Origin of the sequence: Paraburkholderia youngii, from assembly GCF_013366925.1 — a bacterium.
GTDB classification, from domain to species: Bacteria; Pseudomonadota; Gammaproteobacteria; order Burkholderiales; family Burkholderiaceae; genus Paraburkholderia; species Paraburkholderia youngii.
Window position 1 is genome coordinate 1,460,733 of record NZ_JAALDK010000002.1, and the last position, 15,137, is coordinate 1,475,869.

The following is a 15,137-nucleotide window of genomic DNA, read 5'->3' on the forward strand; positions in this document are numbered from 1 at the left end:
GGTTAGTCGATGGAAATCGCCTGGTTGTAGGCGGCCACGTCGGGACGCAACTCCTGGAGCACCTGGTTCCAATCGGGTTGCCAGATGTCGACGCCCTTCAGCAACGTGTTCAACGTCTGGAAGTTGCTGTCCGACGGATGAACATCGGTGCGCACTGGGAAGCCGTACGCGACCTTGCTGACCTCCTGCTGCGCCGGCGCGCTCAACAGGAAATCGATCAGCTTTTTGCCGTTGCCGGCATGCGGCGCGTTCGCCACGAGGCCGACGTAGTAGGGCAACGCAAAGGTCGTGCGGCGGCCGTCGGGACCGGCCGGGAAGAACATCGCGACGTTCGGGTTGTCGTGCATCTGCGCGAGGTTCATCTGCATATCGCCGTTGGCCACGAAGAGCTCGCCTTTGTTGACGAGCGCCGTGAGCTTGCCGGTCGATGCGGAAGGCCCGAGGTTGTTGGTCTGCAGCTTGCGCAAATAGTCGAAGCCGGCCGGCTTGCCACCGAACGCGTGGAAGGTCTGCAGCATCAGCGCGGTGCCGTCGCCGGCCTGGCCCGGCGTCGAGTACTGGATCTTCTGCTTGAACTGCGGCGCGAGCAGGTCTGCGTAGGTCTTGGGCGGGCTCTTCAGCACCGCCGAGTTGTAGATGAAGCTCGGATAGTTGCCGACCATCGCGTAGTACAGGCCTTTCGGGTCCTTGTCGCGCGTCTCGATCTTGTCGGCGCCCGCCGGCGAATAGGACTGCAACAGGCCGTCAGCCGCGGCTTTCTGCATGAAGGGCGGCAGCGTCACGAGCACGTCCGCCTGGGTGTTCGACTTCTCCTTGCTCAGCCGGTCCACCACGCCGCTCGAGCCGGCCTCGATGTACTGCACCTTGATGCCGGTCGCCTGCGTGAAGGCTTCGAACTGATTGCCGAACCAGCTCGGCGAACCGTCGTGCAAACCATCCGCGGCATAGATGGTCACGACGTCGGACTGTGCGTAAAGGGGGGGCGTTGCCATGGCGAGCGCGCAGGCGGCGAGAGCCATCAGACGAGTTTTCATATCCATCCTTCCTTGCGTTGAGTTCGGATGAGGTCAGCATTTCACTTGGTCGCGCGGCCGGTCACTCCCAGGGGATCGACCAGGTCCGCACATTCGAGTAGCTCTTCATTGCCTCGACCATGCCCTCCTTGTAACCATTGCCTGAATCCTTGATGCCGCCGAACGGCGACATCTCCGTGCGATAGCCGGGCACTTCCCAGACGTTCACGGTGCCGACTTCCAGCTCCCTGACGAAGCGCGTGATGTAGTCGAGCCGGTTCGTGCAGACGCCCGACGAAAGGCCATATGCGGTCGAGTTCGAAACCCGGATCACTTCATCGAGCGCATCGGGCACGCGGATGATCGGAATCACCGGGCCGAAGGTCTCTTCGCGCACGAGCTCACAGTCGTATGGCACGTGATCGACGACTGTCGGATGGAACAGCGCGCCCTCGCGCGGCGCGCCGTAAAGCACCCGGGCACCGTGGGCCTGCGCGTCTGCCACGCGTCGCTCGAACAGTTGCGCGGAGGCCTCGTTGATGACGGTGCCCACGTCGACGGACGGGTCCATCGGATCGCCGCACTTGAGCTTTTTCGCATGCACGAGCACGCGCTCGACGAACGCGTCGGCCACGCTTTGCACCACGAGAATCCGCTTGACCGCCGTGCAGCGCTGCCCCGAATTTTTCGTCGCACCGGTTACCGCGAGCTGCGCGGCCTTGTCGAGATCGGCGTCCTCCATCACGATCAGCGGATCGTTGCCGCCGAGTTCCAGCACCGTGCGGCGATAGCCGGCGTGCTGCGCGATATATTTGCCGATCCGCACGGAGCCTGTGAACGTGACGAGATCACAGTGCGGATCGGTGATCATCGCATCGCCCATCGTGCGCGGATTGCCGGTGACGACACTCAGCATCTCGGGCGGCAGGCCCGCTTCATAGAGCACGTCGGCAAGCGCGAGCGCGGTGAGCGGCGTGAGCTCGGTGGGCTTCAGCACCACGCGGTTGTTGGTCGCGATCGCGGGCGCCAGCTTGTGGCTCACCATGTTCAGCGGATGATTGAACGGCGTGATCGCCGAAATCACGCCGAGCAGCGGCAGCCGCGTGGTGAAAATCTTGCGGTTCTTGCCGTTCGGGCTGATATCGCAGGAATAGACCTCGCCGTCGTCCTTGATCGTGAGCTGCGCCGCGAACGACCACACGTCGTAGGCGCGGCTCGCCTCGTAAAGCCCATCCTTCCAGCACAACCCCGACTCCGCGGTGATCAGGCGCGCGAAGTCTTCCTTGCGTTCGCTCAGGATCTCGGCCGTGCGCTGCAGGATGCGCTGACGCTCGAAGCGCGTGAGCCGCGGCTTGAATGCGTGCGCTTTTGCGAACGCCTGTTGCACGTGTTCGGGACGACCCGCGGGCACGGTACCGACGACCTCGTTCGTGTACGGGTTGAAGACTTCGATCAGCTCGTCGGTGCTCGTGTGTTGGCCGGCGATGCGCATCGATTCCTGCCTGAAGGCGGGTTTGGTCATGACGTTCATCGAATACCTCGTTCAATGATCCGGTGGAGCCCGCAGGCCGCCGCGAGATGCGGGACGCGCGGGTTGTTGTGATCGACGCGTTATGCCGCGGCGGACCGCGCTACGTGGTTCAGCGCGACATCGAAGATGTCGAAGTTGCGCAGCGCGCGGTCCGCCGGCCAGTCGGTCTTGCGGTTGACGATCAGCGGCACGTTCTCCTCCGTTAGCCCGCCATGCGAACGCAACGGCTCGGTCAGTCCCGACAGGTCGTGACGCGCGGCGCTGGTGCCGAATACCTTGGCGCGTGTGCCGACCACGACGACGTCGCCGATACGGTCGGGGGGCAGCTCGAAGCGTTCGCAGGCCTCGGCGCTCGTCAGCGCGAGCTGGATGCCTTCGGTCTGGCGCAGCCGTTCGAGCAGCGCCGCTGCTTCAGCCGCTGCGAGCCCCTCGGGCAGATAGACGGTGGCGAAAGAGCCAAGCGCCCCGTGATGCGCGACGTACGGATCGGTGATGGGCAGGATCACGCGCGAGCGGCCTGCGCCGGTCCATTCGTCGAACAGGTCTTGCAGGTACAGCACGTCGGGCGCGCCATCCGCGCGATGCTTGCCGTTCATGCCGTGGTCCGCGGTGATCGCCAGCACGCAGCCTGCCGCATCGAGCGCGCCGACGTAGCGGTCGAACATCGCGTAGAAGTCGTTGGCCTTGGGCGAGCCCGGCGCCGCCTTGTGCTGCACGTAGTCCGTCGTCGACAGGTACATCAGGTCGGGCCGGAACGTGTCGAGCAGTTTGACGCCTGCCGCGAACACGAACTCGGACAGGTCGGCCGAATACACATCCGGGAGCGGCTTGCCGACGTAGGCGAGCACGTCGCCGAGGCCGTTCTGGGCGCGGGTAGCCTCGTTGGCCTTTTCAGCCGAAAAGGCGATTGCGCGGCCGCTCGTGAAGTCGAGCCCCTTGCCGAGCAGCGTGCGCAGCTTGTCTTTCGCGGTGACGACGGCGACCTTCGCGCCAGCGTCGTGGAACGTGGCGAAGATCGTCGGCGCGCGCAGGAAGCGGGCGTCGTTCATCATCACTTCTTCGCCGCTCGCGCGGTCGTAGAAGTAGTTGCCCGCGATGCCGTGCACTTTCGGCGGGCGGCCCGTCACGATCGACAGATTGTTCGGATTCGTGAAGCTCGGAATCACGCATTGGGCGATGCGGCTCGTGCCCGTGCGCAGCAGCTTCGCGAGATGCGGCGCGTGCCCGGCCTTCGCGGCTTCTTCTATATAGGCGGGCTCCGAACCGTCGAGGCAGATCACCACGACCGGCTCCGCCGGAAAGCGATAGTCGCGCCCATTGATGCTCAGGACGGTGTCTTGCAGCGTACTCATGATGTCCCCCTTCATGCCGTTTTCGCGACTGGCGCGTTCATGCCCATTTCATCGAGGACCTCACTGATCGCACCGAGCGCCGCGCGCATCTCGCGCTCGCCGAGCCGGCCGATGCAGCCGATGCGAAACGAGTCCGCGACGGTCAGCTTGCCCGGATAGATCACATAGCCGCGCGCCTTCAGGCTGTCGTAGAAGCGCTGGAATTCGAAGCGCGGGTCCTCGGGCATATGGAAAGTCACGATGATCGGAGCCTGCAGCGCTTCAGCCAGCAGCGGCTTGAAGCCGAGCGCGCGCATGCCCTCGACGAGAATCCGGCAGTTGTTGCGATAACGCGCGCCGCGCCCCGCGACGCCGCCTTCGGCATCGAATTCCTCCAGCGCTTGATGGAACGCGACGATCACGTGCGTGGGCGGCGTGAAGCGGTACTGGCTGGTCTTTTCGAGGTTGGTCCACTGCTCGTGCAGATCGAGCACGAGCGTGGTCGCGTTGCCCTGCGTGCGGGAGAGCGCTTCACGTCGGCAGATCACGAAGCCGAGACCGGGCACGCCCTCGATGCACTTGTTCGACGACGCGGCGACCGCATCGATATGCATCGTCTGCACGTCGAGCGGCAACGCGCCGAACGCGCTCATCGAATCGACCAGATAACCCTTGCCGTAGCGGGCCGCGAGCGCGCCGATCTGCGCGATCGGATTGAGAATGCCCGCGGTGGTCTCGCAGTGGACCGCGAACACATGCGTGATCGACGGCGAGGCGGCCAGCACCTTGTCGATCTCGGCGAGATCGGGCGGCGTGTCCTCGGACGTTTCGTGCACCACGGCTTTGCGGCCGGCGATTTCGAGGATGCGCTTCGCGCGCTTGCCATACGCGCCGTTGATCAGCACCAGCACCTCGCCGCCGGGCGGCACGAAAGTGGTGAGCATCGCCTCGACGGCGAAGGTGCCCGAGCCCTGCATCGGCACCGTCACCCAGTCGCGCGCGCCATTGGCGATCGCGGCAAGGCGCGCGAGCACCGAGCGATTGATCTCGATGAAGTTGGCGTCGCGCGAGCCCCAGTCGTGAACCATCGCGGCCTTGACGGTCCGTGACGTGGTCAGTGGTCCGGGGGTCAGCAACAGCGGATCGCCGGTTTCGGAACAAGCCGGCGATGCATACGTGGAACCGGTCATCGATGTCTCCTTGTGGGTCGATTTGGGTACTGCGCAGGTGCGTGAGACCCACTCTAGGGGCTGCAACAAAAACAGTCAAGATGCCAAAAATTGCCACATTCCGGTCGGACACGCGAAACGCCGCCTGGAAGTTGGCGAAGTCCGCGAAGGATATGGGGAAGCGGCCTCCGATCGGGACAAACCCGCATGGGGAGGCTGGAGGGGGACGGGGGGTGATCGAATGCAACGCGCGGCCGGTTGCGGCACCGGTCAGAAGGCCAGTGGCCTGCCGTCAGCGCCGAAACCCACGCTCGGAATCAGAACAGCCGCATCAGCGCGAGACCAGCCAACGTCAACGTAGCGGCCGCGGTACGCACGCGGCTGAACGGCTCCTTGAGCACATACACGGCGATGATGCCGGCGAACACCACGCTCGTCTCGCGCACTGCCGCCACGAGGGCGATGGGAGCGACGGTCATCGCCCAGATCACGATCCAGTACGCCGCGAGCGACATCGCGCCGCCCGCGAACCCCGGCAGCAGGAAACGCCGCATCGGCGCCATGCCGGCCGGCCCGTAGCGATACAGGCAAAGCGTCAGCATCGGCAACGCATCGAACACGAATAGCGTCGCCGCGTAGGAGTTCGGATTGCCGGCGACGCGTGCGCCTACGCCGTCGACGACCGTGTAGCCCGCGATCGTCACCGCCGTGAGCAGCGCGAAGCCGAGCGCGACACGGCTTTCAGATGCGGAGTGATGGCGTCCGCGCAGCGACAGCAGCAACACGCCGCTGCCGAGCAGCACGACTCCCGCGACGCCGCCCGCGCTCATCGTCTCGTGCAAGATCGTGACGGAGACGAGGGCGGTGATCAGCGGAGCGGAGCCGCGCGCGATCGGGTAGATCTGGCTCATGTCGGCACGACGGTATGCCTCGCTCAGACACACGTAGTAGCCGAAATGAAGCGTCACCGATCCCGCCACCCAGGGCCACGCAGCAGGCCGAGCGAATCCGGTGAACGCGAGCGACGGCAGCGCAATCAGGCCGCAGGCGATGCACAGCAGGGTCATCGCCAGAAAAGGATCGAGGCGCACCTTGATCACCGCGTTCCAGCCCGCATGCAAAAGCGCGGCCGACAGCACGGCGAAAAACACGGGAAGCGTCATCGTCATGCTAGCTGTGGCGATTGGCGATGATGATTTCCCAGCGCTGTTCGGCGCAGGCGCGGACGATGCCCGCGGGCGGCTCGGCGTCGACGATCAGTCCGGCGATATGCGGCACAGGCGCGATCAGTACGGGGATCTGCTGTTCAAACTTGCAGTGGTCCGCGAGCACGTAAACCTTTTTGCCCGACTTCATCATCAGATGACGTTGCTCGGCGGCGAGCCGCGAGTAGTCGGTGAATTCGCCTTCGGGCGAGATGCCGCCCACGCCGACAAACACGAGATCGGCGCGGAAATGGCTGAGCGCGGTCATCGTCTCGACGCCGATAGCGGCTTCGTCGTTCGGGTCGATGTCGCCGCCGAGCACGACGACCTTTACGCCGGGCGCGCGGCACAGCATCAGTGCGATCGGCAGGCTGTTGGTGATCACGGTCAGGTCGCGATGATGCTGCAGCGCCTCGGCGAGACCCAGCGTGGTCGAGCCCGAATCGATCAGCACGACCATGCCATCCGTGACGAGTCGTGCGGCCGCGGCACCAATGGCCGCCTTGCCCAGCGCGTTGACCGCCACGCGGCTTGCCAGCGACGGTTCGGCGACGGGCCGCTTCGCCGCGCCGCCGTGCACGAGATTCGCGCGGCCCTGTTCCGCGAGAATCTTCAGGTCGCGGCGGATCGTTTCGCGCGACACGCCGAGCGTCGCCGACAGGTTCGCGACGCTGACCGAGCCGCTCGCCTCGAGGCTTTGCACGATGTAGTCGATGCGCTCGATCGCGAGCAGGTGGTTCGGGTTCAATGAAGCGGGCACGGGCCCCGCTGAGCGGTTATCGAGCATGGTGTGGCTCTCCGTGCGTATCGTCGGCGGTGGCGTCGCTGGTTGCGTGGCAAGTTGCGTCGGGCGGACCGCGCAGGGGCGATCGATGCGCTGCCTCGCCCGGTCCCTCCGTCTCTTCTGCGAGGGCAGCGGTCATCGGCGCGGCCGTGCTGCCCGGATAGCGCACCTCTACGCCTGCCGCGGCGAAAATCTGGGCATAGTGCGCGTCGAGCGGCGCATCGGTGACTAGCACGTCGATCTCGTCGGGGTTCATCGCGCGCACCAGCGCGCTACGGCGTGTCGGGTTCGGCCGTCACAATGCCACAAAATAACACATGTTTCCTCGCTGTTCGCGATTTTTATTGCGGTTCGATGCCCGCGGCCTCCGCTCGAAAAAGGCGAGGTGGGTAGGTGTCTCGCGGATTCCGGTCATGCGTCAAAGACCCATTAGCCCACGGCTTTGCGGCGAATTTTCACCTGTCCGCGCTCTCAGCAGGCCTCCCGGCAACTGCCGGTTCATGTTGTTTTTTGCGTCTTTTTGTTGTAGTCCAAGGCCACAGTGTTTTCCACGCATTGCCACACACTTCCAAAAAAGCGAGGTCGCCCGATGTTCACGGAAATCCCAAGCCACGTGGCTTCGCGCTGGTGGGCTTCTTCTCGGGGGTGGCGGTCATTCAGGACGTGGACACGCCCGGTTGCCGCAGCGTGACCAACGCGGCTGAGACCGTCGTGGCGGCGGCACTCGCAGTGATGGACGGGCCGGATCCAGACGTGATCGTCTATGGCGACAGCATGGGTAAGTTCGACGGGCTGCTCGTCGGTGAGGAAGACTGCTTCGCCGGATATCTCCCGTTGGGTGGCGCACGTTCGCATGACGAAGCGCGTGCGCGATTTCCATACTCACTCGCGGCACTACGCGCGGACGTGGCCTATGCCCAGTCATGGTGGTGCCGCTTGCCTGCAAGACTCGCGATTTTGCGGAGCCCCGCCGAAGCGGGAGCCTGGTCAATCGCTTTAATTCGGGATAAGCCCGTTTTGACAACTATTTACGATTGTTTCGGACATCTCGATTTCTATTGCATATTCCTGCTGGTGCAGGATTAAAAAAGGCGGCATTAAGCCGCCTTTATCGTCAGGAATCGAAATGGTTAGTGCTGCGTCCATGAGGCGTCTATCGCCGCCAGCTTCGCGTTCACGCCTTCCATAGCGTCAGCGAGAATCGCTGCCACGTCCTCCGGTTTCAGTTGACGCTAGGGGGAGCCCCTTGGCGTCGAGCGGCCTTCGACCCAGACCTCTTCGATATTCAGTTTGGGGTGGAGTACAACGTAGGGCGAGCAGACGCAGGCGACCGGCCTACACGAAAGGTGCAATCCGGTCCGATCTGTCGAGCATCAACTACTTATCCGGCCGATGCCGCGGGACGCTGCTCAATGGCTGCTTCGTCGCTCTCTCGCACGGTCAATCTGTTCCTCACCGTCTTGACACCGAGCACCGATCTCGCCGCATTGGCGGCGCGCGAGATCTGCCAACTCTCCGGCACCGTGCCGGTGAGCGTAACGACGCCGTGGCTCGCCCTGATGTGAATCTTTGAATCATCCATATCCGGTACGCGCCTGAGGGCACGGCGAACGTCGCGAACTATCGAAGTATCCGGCTTGGGTCGAGGAGGTGAACCCGATGCCGCCACCTTTTGCGCGACCACGTCGGCCGTCGCGCTCAGACCGGGTTGCCCGTTCGCATAGGCCGAGCCACTCGCGATGGCCGCGACTAGCGTTGCGCCGATTATTCTGCTCGCATTGCTCTTATTCATGCTGCCCTCCGTTGGGTTCCGTCAACCTTGCGGTTCAAGACAGAAAGATGGGGCGCGGCTCCGCCGTTAATAGCGTTAAGCATACCAACGCAGTCCGAGTCAGCTGCTACGAATTGCACGCAAAATCTGGTCTCCGAGTCGAACGATTTCCCTGACCAGCAGATCCAGGTCGTCCCGACGGGTCCGGTGATTGCATATCGCGACCCTGAGGCAATGTACTCCTTGCACCGTTGGCGTTGCTCAGAGACGATGAGCTCACTGAGGTAGCGACCCTGCGCGATGTTTTGATCGATCAGACGGCCGAACTTCTCGACGCCATGCTGTTTCAGAGCTATCCAGACTTTGAGCGCGCGGAAACCTCTGGACGTCTGCAATCCATACTCGTATAACCAGGGAGCCGCAGCAATTCCACGCGGTGTGGCTTGCAGATATTCCGGAGTCAGCGCGAATGCGCCTCGATGAGCCCTCCTCACAGGAAGGCTTCGAATCCGTCAAAGATAGCACGCGGTTACACCGCGCCCGCCCCGCGCTTCGAGCGTGCCAACGCCAGCGCCAGCCTTGCGCCGACCTCGGCATTGTGTTTTACGAGCGCGATGTTTGTCGCCAGGCTGCGCCCGCCTGTCAACGCCTTGATGCGCGCCAGCAGGAAGGGGGTGACGGCCTTACCGGTGATTCCTTGCGCAACGGCCTCGTCGAGCGCCTGCCGAGTCAGCGCCTCGATCTCTTCGGCCGACATCGCTGCCGCTTCCGGCACCGGCGTGCTCAACACCACACCGCCGTCGAGGCCGAGGTCCCACTTGGTGCGGATGAAGCGTGCCTGCTGCGCCGCGTCGTCCAGCCTGAAGTCCGCGCGAAAGCCGCTGTCACGCGTGTAGAACGCCGCAAAATTGTCCTGTTCGCAACTGAGCACCGGCACGCCGTGGGTTTCCAGGTATTCCAGGGTGAGCCCGATGTCCAGGATGGACTTCGCACCGGCGCAGATCACCGCGACCGAGGTCTTCGCCAGTTCCTGCAGGTCCGCCGAGATGTCGAAGGTGTGCTGGGCGCCTCGGTGTACGCCGCCAATGCCGCCGGTGACGAAGACCTCGATGCCGGCCAACGCCGCGCAGATCATCGTGCCAGCCACGGTCGTGGCACCCAGGCCGCCGCCTGCCAGCACCGCCGGCAGGTCACGGCGGCTGACCTTATGCACGTGGTCGGAACGGCCGATCATTTCCAGTTCGTCGTCCGAAAGGCCGATGTGGATTCGGCCGCCGATCAGCGCGATCGTCGCCGGCTCGGCGCCCGCGTCACGGATCAACGCCTCCACTTCGCGCGCGGTGCGAACGTTCTGCGGGTAGGGCATGCCATGCGCGATGATGGTCGATTCCAGCGCCACGAGCGGGCGACCGGCGGCCTGCGCAGCGGCCGCAGGCGCGCTCCAGGTCAACCAGGAGCGTGGAAGGTTGGCAACCATGTCGATCCTTTCGGGGGGCGATTCACCGAAGTATGCGGTACGAGACCGGGTTAGGTGTCCGTGTGTCCCTGGCGCCTTAAAACGACATGCGTGGCTTTGTCCGACGCTACGAATTCAACGCATTCGTACCCCAGGGCCCGCAAGTCGACCCCTTCGAACAGCGATTCTCCCCGGCCAAGCAGGACCGGCGCGATGGCAATGTGCAGTTCGTCGATGAGGCCCTCGCGGAGATACTGCCGGATTGTCTGCGGCCCACCGCCGATCCGCACGTCCATTCCGGCAGCGGCCTCGCGGGCGCGGTCGAGCGCCTCGCGAATGCCCCCTGTGATGAAGTGGAACGTCGTGCCGCCTTTCATCTCGATCGGGGCACGCGGATGATGGGTCAGGACGAAGACCGGGACGTGATACGGCGGACTGTCCCCCCACCAGCCTTTCCAGTTGGCGTCCGGCCATTCCCCACGAATGGGGCCGAACATGTTCCTGCCAAGAATCCAGGCCCCGACATTCTCAAAGCCACGGGCGGCGAAATCATCGTTCACGCCGGTGGTACCGCCGTCGTTGCCGAACAAGGCCCGCTGGAACGTGCGGGTTGGGACTAGCCACTGATGCAATTCCGTCCCGCCAACGCCGAGCGGATTGTCAATGTCCTGATTCGGGCCTGCACCGTATCCGTCGAGCGAGATGGTGAAGCCCTGAACGCGAACGCGTGTCATCGTTTCCCTCCGATTGGACGCCTAACGTAATGTGGACTGTAAATCTGCATGGTTGCCGGAACTACGCGAAATTGTCGGGCAGCAGATTTATGCTTAACCATACGTGTTTAAGAGAATTTCCTGAATTTGTAAGCTGGCATACAGCAGTGATCGTCCGCCCACAGTATTGCCTGCGGCAGGCGTACGATAAACAGCATCGTCCCGTTGGCGGGTGGCTTGATTGATGGAGGATCGAGATGAGACGCCTTTATTTCCTCGCACCCGACACGACGACCGCGAAGGCGATCGTAGACGACTTGCTGCGGTCGCGGATCACATGGCGGCATATCCATGTTCTCGCGAATCACAGCGTCGCACTCGAAGAGTTACCCGAGGCAACTTTGCTGCAAAGCAGCGACGTCGTGCACTCGCTCGAACGCGGCGTGGCGCTCGGCGGTGCGACTGGAGCGCTCGTTGGCCTCGTGGCGCTGGCGTTTCCTCCCGCGGAGCTCGCCATTGCTGGCGGAGCCGTCGTCGCATTGACGTTGGCGGGAGCCGGCTTCGGGGCCTGGACGGCCGCGATGATCGGCGTCGGCGAACCGAACGCACAACTCGAGCGTTTTCGCGGCGCCATACGCGACGGCCAGTTCCTGATCATGGCCGACGTGCCTGGATCGCGAGAAGAGGAGATCGAGCAGATGGTCGCGCAGCATGTACCGAAGGCCGATCTGGAGGGCGCGGAACCCACCACACCGATCTTCCCGTGAGCAGCGCCTGAGACGAGGCCATCGGCGTCGGCCGGATGGGTAACGAAGGCGTCTCCGCCGATGCCGCTGCGGGCAGCTTTCGTTAGAATCTGTTTTCGATTCTTTTACTCGTCAATTACTGGAGGCGAACGTGCCAGGTTTACTTCCCGATGTCGACCCCGAGGGACTCCTCGAATATTCGGTCGTGTACACCGACCGATCGATCAATCATATGTCGGAGCTCTTTCAAGGCGTCGTACGCGATATTTCCGGCGCCCTGAAAAAAGTCTACAACGCGAAGTCGGCCGTAATCGTTCCAGGCAGCGGCACGTTCGGCATGGAAGCCGTCGCCCGGCAGTTCGCGACGAACAGCAAGTGTCTGGTCATCCGCAATGGCTGGTTCAGTTATCGCTGGTCGCAGATTTTCGACATGGGTGGCATTCCGTCCGAATCGATCGTGTTGAAGGCGCGTCCGGTCGGCCAACAAAGGCAGGCCGCCTATGCACCCGCTCCAATCGAAGAAGTGGTCGCCGCGATCAAGGAGCACAAGCCGGATCTGGTGTTCGCGCCGCATGTGGAAACCGCATCCGGAATGATGCTGCCCGATGCCTATATGCGCGCGGTGTCCGACGCCGTGCATGCGGTCGGCGGCATGTTCGTTCTCGACTGCATCGCCTCCGGCACGATCTGGGTGGACATGCAGGCCAGTGGCATCGATGTGCTGATCAGCGCACCGCAAAAAGGGTGGAGCGCGTCACCTTGCTGCGCCATGGTCATGCTCGGCCCGCTCGCCCGCGAACGAATCGACGCGACGACCAGCACCAGCTTCGCCTGTGATCTTCGCAAGTGGCTGCAGATCATGGAAGCCTACGAGAACGGCGGGTTCGCGTACCACGCCACGATGCCGACGGACAGTCTCGCGACGCTGCGCGACGTCATGAAGGAAACCGAAGCATATGGCTTGGACAAAGTGAGAGCCGAGCAGCTTGAACTCGGCAAGCGCATTCGCTCACTGCTGAGTGACAAAGGCTTCAAAAGCGTGGCGGCCGAAGGTTTTCAGGCTCCGGGCGTCGTGGTCTGCTATACGGACGATGACGGCATACGATCCGGCAAGAAGTTCGCCGATGCCGGTTTGCAGATCGCGGCCGGCGTTCCTCTTCAATGCGACGAGCCTGAAGACTTCAAAACCTTCCGGGTCGGATTATTCGGCCTGGACAAACTGCATGACGTCGAGGGTTCGGTCGCCAGGTTCGCCAAGGCGCTGGACCGTATTGTCTAGCAGGCTGTTGAATTTGGATCCCGTGTAAACGGGGTTTGAAGGACGGGCGTTATGGATATCGTGTTCATGATCTTTGGCAGCGGATGCGATGCGCGGAATGGACGAGATGCAGGAACCCCTGTTCACGACGGTCAAGCTCGAGGACTTCGTCCCGGCAGATCACCCGTTGCGACCGATCCGGTTGCTGGTGAATGATGCGTTGAAACGGCTCAACGGGCTGTTCAGCGTCATCTACGCGGACACCGGTCGTGCCTCGATTGCGCCTGAGAAGCTGATGCGGGCGCTGCTGTTGCAGGTGTTCTACTCCGTACGCAGCGAGCGCATGCTGATGGAGCAGATGCGCTACAACCTGCTGTTCCGCTGGTTTGTCGGGCTGGCGATTGAGGACGCCGTGTGGGACCACTCGGTGTTCTCGAAGAACCGCGACCGGCTTCTGGAGCATGAAGTCGTGGAAGCGTTCTTCACCGAAGTCATGAGCCTGGCGGACAAGCGGGGCTTGCTGTCGAGAGAGCATTTCTCGGTGGACGGCACGCTGATTCAGGCGTGGGCCAGTCACAAAAGCTTCCGCCGCAAGGACGGCCCGGACGATGGTCCGCCAGCCGGCGGTGGCCGCAACGCCGACACCGACTGGAAAGGCGAGCGACGTAGCAATGCCACGCACGAGTCGACTACTGATCCGGAGGCGCGATTGTTCAAGAAGAGCCACAAGAGCCCGGCCATCCTGTGCTACCACGGGCACATCCTGATGGAGAATCGCTCGGGGCTGGTGGTCGGCGCCGTGGTTAGTCACGCAGATGGTTTTGCCGAGCGGGCCAGCGCATTGCAATTGCTCGATTGCGTGCCAGGTACTCATGCGAAGACAGTTGGCGCCGACAAGGCGTATGACACCCGTGACTTCGTGAACGATTGCCGCGCTCGCAACGTGACACCGCATGTCGCGCGCAACGATGAGCGTTGGGGCGGCAGCGCCATCGACGGTCGCACTTCGCGGCATGCGGGCTACCGGACTAGCCAGATCATCCGCAAACGAATCGAAGAGCATTTCGGCTGGGGCAAAACCATCGGGCGGATCCGGCAGACGGTCTATCGCGGCCTCAAGCGCGTCGACCAGCACTTCAAGCTGACGATGGTTGCGAGCAATCTGACCCGCATGGCCCGAATGCCAGGGATGGTGCCGCGAGGAGCGACGCGATGAGCCGCCAATGCGCGAAGACTGCGCGCCAGACGAGCCGCATGCGTGCGCCTGCCCCGCGCAGATCGCGCGGTGAACCGTTAATTCAGCGCAATATCGCACGCGCAAGTCTCCTGAACATAGCTTCGGTCGTCATGACGGGGCGCTTTTCAACAGCCTGCTAGAGCGTCTTTCCGAAGCATGTGCGCATAGCTCGCCTTCGCAGCCGCATCGGCGGGAGGACTCCGGAGCCTGCCGGAATAGCTATGCGCACTCTGGATCGTGACTACACACGCAAATCTTGTTTCCCTCTGGGTCGCGAAAATACGCCCCGTAATAGTTCGGGTGATAGTGCGCGCGCAAACCGGGAGGGCCTTCGCAAGAACCTGAATTTGCCAGCGCGGTAGCGTGTGCGTTGTCGACTGAACGACGATCAGGCGCAAGCAATGCCACCATCTGGCCGTTCCCGTGTTCTGCGGGGTTGCCATCATATGGCCTGCCGATAAGGAAAAGCGGACGCGGCATACCCACAGCCATCCAACCAGCCCACGGTCTATCTGGCTCGCAAAACTTCAGTTGATGTCCCAACTCGCTCATGACAGCCGAATAGAACTTCAACGCGCGGTCAAAGTCATTCACCCCAACGAATACATGCGAAATCATCCTGCTACGTTCCTGTTCGAGAGTCGCGATCTCTGTTCACGTTAGCACGCGGAGTTGCGCTCGACCGATCAGGCGTCCGCGAGTGCCGCGCCTGCGAGTGGAAACCTGGAAGCTTCGATTAATGAATCTGTAATAGCAGGCGACGGAACCGTGCACGCATGCCCCATATTGGACGGACAACAGGAAAGCGCGCTCGCGCATGGTGCCAGGGTACATGCCGCATACCGCGAAGAAGCCTTCTGACAGTCCCGCCATTCAATCGCGCTCCGTCTCTCACGGCATCCATCTGATCGCCGAAAACCCAA

General features: G+C 62.9%; 16 protein-coding genes. 4 read left to right on the forward strand and 12 right to left on the reverse strand.

Annotation, left to right across the window (positions count from 1 at the left end; genetic code table 11):
• Positions 1-2 precede the first annotated feature (2 nt).
• The 7 genes from G5S42_RS38025 to G5S42_RS38055 form a co-directional block, all read right to left on the reverse strand.
• A complete protein-coding gene (locus G5S42_RS38025) occupies positions 3-1,034 on the reverse strand; it encodes a 2-aminoethylphosphonate ABC transporter substrate-binding protein (RefSeq protein WP_176111839.1) in 1,032 nt (343 codons plus the stop codon).
• Between the two features lie 61 nt (positions 1,035-1,095).
• A complete protein-coding gene (phnY, locus tag G5S42_RS38030) occupies positions 1,096-2,544 on the reverse strand; it encodes a phosphonoacetaldehyde dehydrogenase (RefSeq protein ID WP_217710255.1) in 1,449 nt (482 codons plus the stop codon).
• 80 nt (positions 2,545-2,624) lie between these two features.
• Positions 2,625-3,896, reverse strand: coding sequence for a phosphonoacetate hydrolase (gene phnA, locus G5S42_RS38035; RefSeq protein WP_176111840.1), 1,272 nt, complete (start codon positions 3,894-3,896; stop codon positions 2,625-2,627).
• 11 nt (positions 3,897-3,907) lie between these two features.
• Positions 3,908-5,065, reverse strand: coding sequence for a 2-aminoethylphosphonate--pyruvate transaminase (locus G5S42_RS38040; protein WP_176111841.1), 1,158 nt, complete (start codon positions 5,063-5,065; stop codon positions 3,908-3,910).
• A gap of 296 nt (positions 5,066-5,361) precedes the next feature.
• Positions 5,362-6,213 (reverse strand): EamA family transporter, encoded by an 852-nt coding sequence (locus tag G5S42_RS38045; protein ID WP_176111842.1) that lies wholly within the window; start codon positions 6,211-6,213, stop codon positions 5,362-5,364.
• A 1-nt stretch (position 6,214) separates the two neighbouring features.
• Positions 6,215-7,036 carry a DeoR/GlpR family DNA-binding transcription regulator gene (locus tag G5S42_RS38050; RefSeq protein WP_176111843.1) on the reverse strand — a complete coding sequence of 274 codons (822 nt, stop codon included), beginning with the start codon at positions 7,034-7,036 and terminating at the stop codon, positions 6,215-6,217.
• Positions 7,026-7,289 (reverse strand): hypothetical protein, encoded by a 264-nt coding sequence (locus G5S42_RS38055; protein ID WP_246392357.1) that lies wholly within the window; start codon positions 7,287-7,289, stop codon positions 7,026-7,028. Before G5S42_RS38055 ends, G5S42_RS38050 begins: the two co-directional genes overlap by 11 nt.
• 137 nt (positions 7,290-7,426) lie before the next feature.
• Here G5S42_RS38055 and G5S42_RS38060 point away from each other — a divergent pair, with 137 nt between their 5' ends.
• The gene (locus G5S42_RS38060; protein WP_176111844.1) at positions 7,427-8,119 is read left to right on the forward strand and encodes a hypothetical protein; all 693 of its coding nucleotides are present in this window, start codon (positions 7,427-7,429) and stop codon (positions 8,117-8,119) included.
• 295 nt (positions 8,120-8,414) lie between these two features.
• On the opposite strand, the gene G5S42_RS45520 is transcribed toward G5S42_RS38060, so the two are convergent.
• The 4 genes from G5S42_RS45520 to G5S42_RS38080 are packed head-to-tail and all read right to left on the reverse strand — an operon-like array spanning position 8,415 to position 10,994.
• On the reverse strand, positions 8,415-8,825 hold the full coding sequence (locus tag G5S42_RS45520; protein ID WP_176111845.1) for a BON domain-containing protein: 411 nt from the start codon (positions 8,823-8,825) through the stop codon (positions 8,415-8,417).
• Positions 8,822-9,298, reverse strand: a complete 477-nt coding sequence (locus tag G5S42_RS38070; protein WP_312883697.1) for a pyridoxal-dependent decarboxylase — start codon at positions 9,296-9,298, stop codon at positions 8,822-8,824. Before G5S42_RS38070 ends, G5S42_RS45520 begins: the two co-directional genes overlap by 4 nt.
• 35 nt (positions 9,299-9,333) lie before the next feature.
• Complete coding sequence (locus tag G5S42_RS38075) at positions 9,334-10,281, reverse strand: pseudouridine-5'-phosphate glycosidase (protein ID WP_176111846.1); 948 nt, start codon at positions 10,279-10,281, stop codon at positions 9,334-9,336.
• A 50-nt stretch (positions 10,282-10,331) separates the two neighbouring features.
• Complete coding sequence (locus tag G5S42_RS38080) at positions 10,332-10,994, reverse strand: dihydrofolate reductase family protein (protein WP_176111847.1); 663 nt, start codon at positions 10,992-10,994, stop codon at positions 10,332-10,334.
• A 236-nt stretch (positions 10,995-11,230) separates the two neighbouring features.
• Here G5S42_RS38080 and G5S42_RS38085 point away from each other — a divergent pair, with 236 nt between their 5' ends.
• The 3 genes from G5S42_RS38085 (at position 11,231) to G5S42_RS38095 (ending at position 14,193) form a co-directional block, all read left to right on the forward strand.
• Positions 11,231-11,740 (forward strand): DUF1269 domain-containing protein, encoded by a 510-nt coding sequence (locus G5S42_RS38085; protein WP_176111848.1) that lies wholly within the window; start codon positions 11,231-11,233, stop codon positions 11,738-11,740.
• A gap of 130 nt (positions 11,741-11,870) precedes the next feature.
• Positions 11,871-12,998, forward strand: a complete 1,128-nt coding sequence (locus tag G5S42_RS38090; protein ID WP_176111849.1) for an aminotransferase class V-fold PLP-dependent enzyme — start codon at positions 11,871-11,873, stop codon at positions 12,996-12,998.
• 88 nt (positions 12,999-13,086) lie between these two features.
• Positions 13,087-14,193: an IS5 family transposase gene (locus G5S42_RS38095; protein ID WP_376776852.1), complete on the forward strand. Its 1,107-nt coding sequence runs from the start codon at positions 13,087-13,089 to the stop codon at positions 14,191-14,193.
• Between the two features lie 240 nt (positions 14,194-14,433).
• Here the strand turns inward: G5S42_RS38095 and G5S42_RS38100 are convergent, their stop codons facing one another.
• Complete coding sequence (locus tag G5S42_RS38100; protein WP_176111850.1) at positions 14,434-14,832, reverse strand: VOC family protein; 399 nt, start codon at positions 14,830-14,832, stop codon at positions 14,434-14,436.
• Positions 14,833-15,137: the final 305 nt, after the last annotated feature.

Coding starts and splice junctions, on each gene's coding strand:
- G5S42_RS38025 (WP_176111839.1), bottom strand. CDS start 1,034: ATGAAAACTCGTCTGATGGCTCTCGCCGCCTGCGCGCTCGCCATGGCA.
- phnY (WP_217710255.1), bottom strand. CDS start 2,544: ATGAACGTCATGACCAAACCCGCCTTCAGGCAGGAATCGATGCGCATC.
- phnA (WP_176111840.1), bottom strand. CDS start 3,896: ATGAGTACGCTGCAAGACACCGTCCTGAGCATCAATGGGCGCGACTAT.
- G5S42_RS38040 (WP_176111841.1), bottom strand. CDS start 5,065: ATGACCGGTTCCACGTATGCATCGCCGGCTTGTTCCGAAACCGGCGAT.
- G5S42_RS38045 (WP_176111842.1), bottom strand. CDS start 6,213: ATGACGATGACGCTTCCCGTGTTTTTCGCCGTGCTGTCGGCCGCGCTT.
- G5S42_RS38050 (WP_176111843.1), bottom strand. CDS start 7,036: ATGCTCGATAACCGCTCAGCGGGGCCCGTGCCCGCTTCATTGAACCCG.
- G5S42_RS38055 (WP_246392357.1), bottom strand. CDS start 7,289: ATGAACCCCGACGAGATCGACGTGCTAGTCACCGATGCGCCGCTCGAC.
- G5S42_RS45520 (WP_176111845.1), bottom strand. CDS start 8,825: ATGAATAAGAGCAATGCGAGCAGAATAATCGGCGCAACGCTAGTCGCG.
- G5S42_RS38075 (WP_176111846.1), bottom strand. CDS start 10,281: ATGGTTGCCAACCTTCCACGCTCCTGGTTGACCTGGAGCGCGCCTGCG.
- G5S42_RS38080 (WP_176111847.1), bottom strand. CDS start 10,994: ATGACACGCGTTCGCGTTCAGGGCTTCACCATCTCGCTCGACGGATAC.
- G5S42_RS38085 (WP_176111848.1), top strand. CDS start 11,231: ATGAGACGCCTTTATTTCCTCGCACCCGACACGACGACCGCGAAGGCG.
- G5S42_RS38095 (WP_376776852.1), top strand. CDS start 13,087: ATGCGCGGAATGGACGAGATGCAGGAACCCCTGTTCACGACGGTCAAG.
- G5S42_RS38100 (WP_176111850.1), bottom strand. CDS start 14,832: ATGATTTCGCATGTATTCGTTGGGGTGAATGACTTTGACCGCGCGTTG.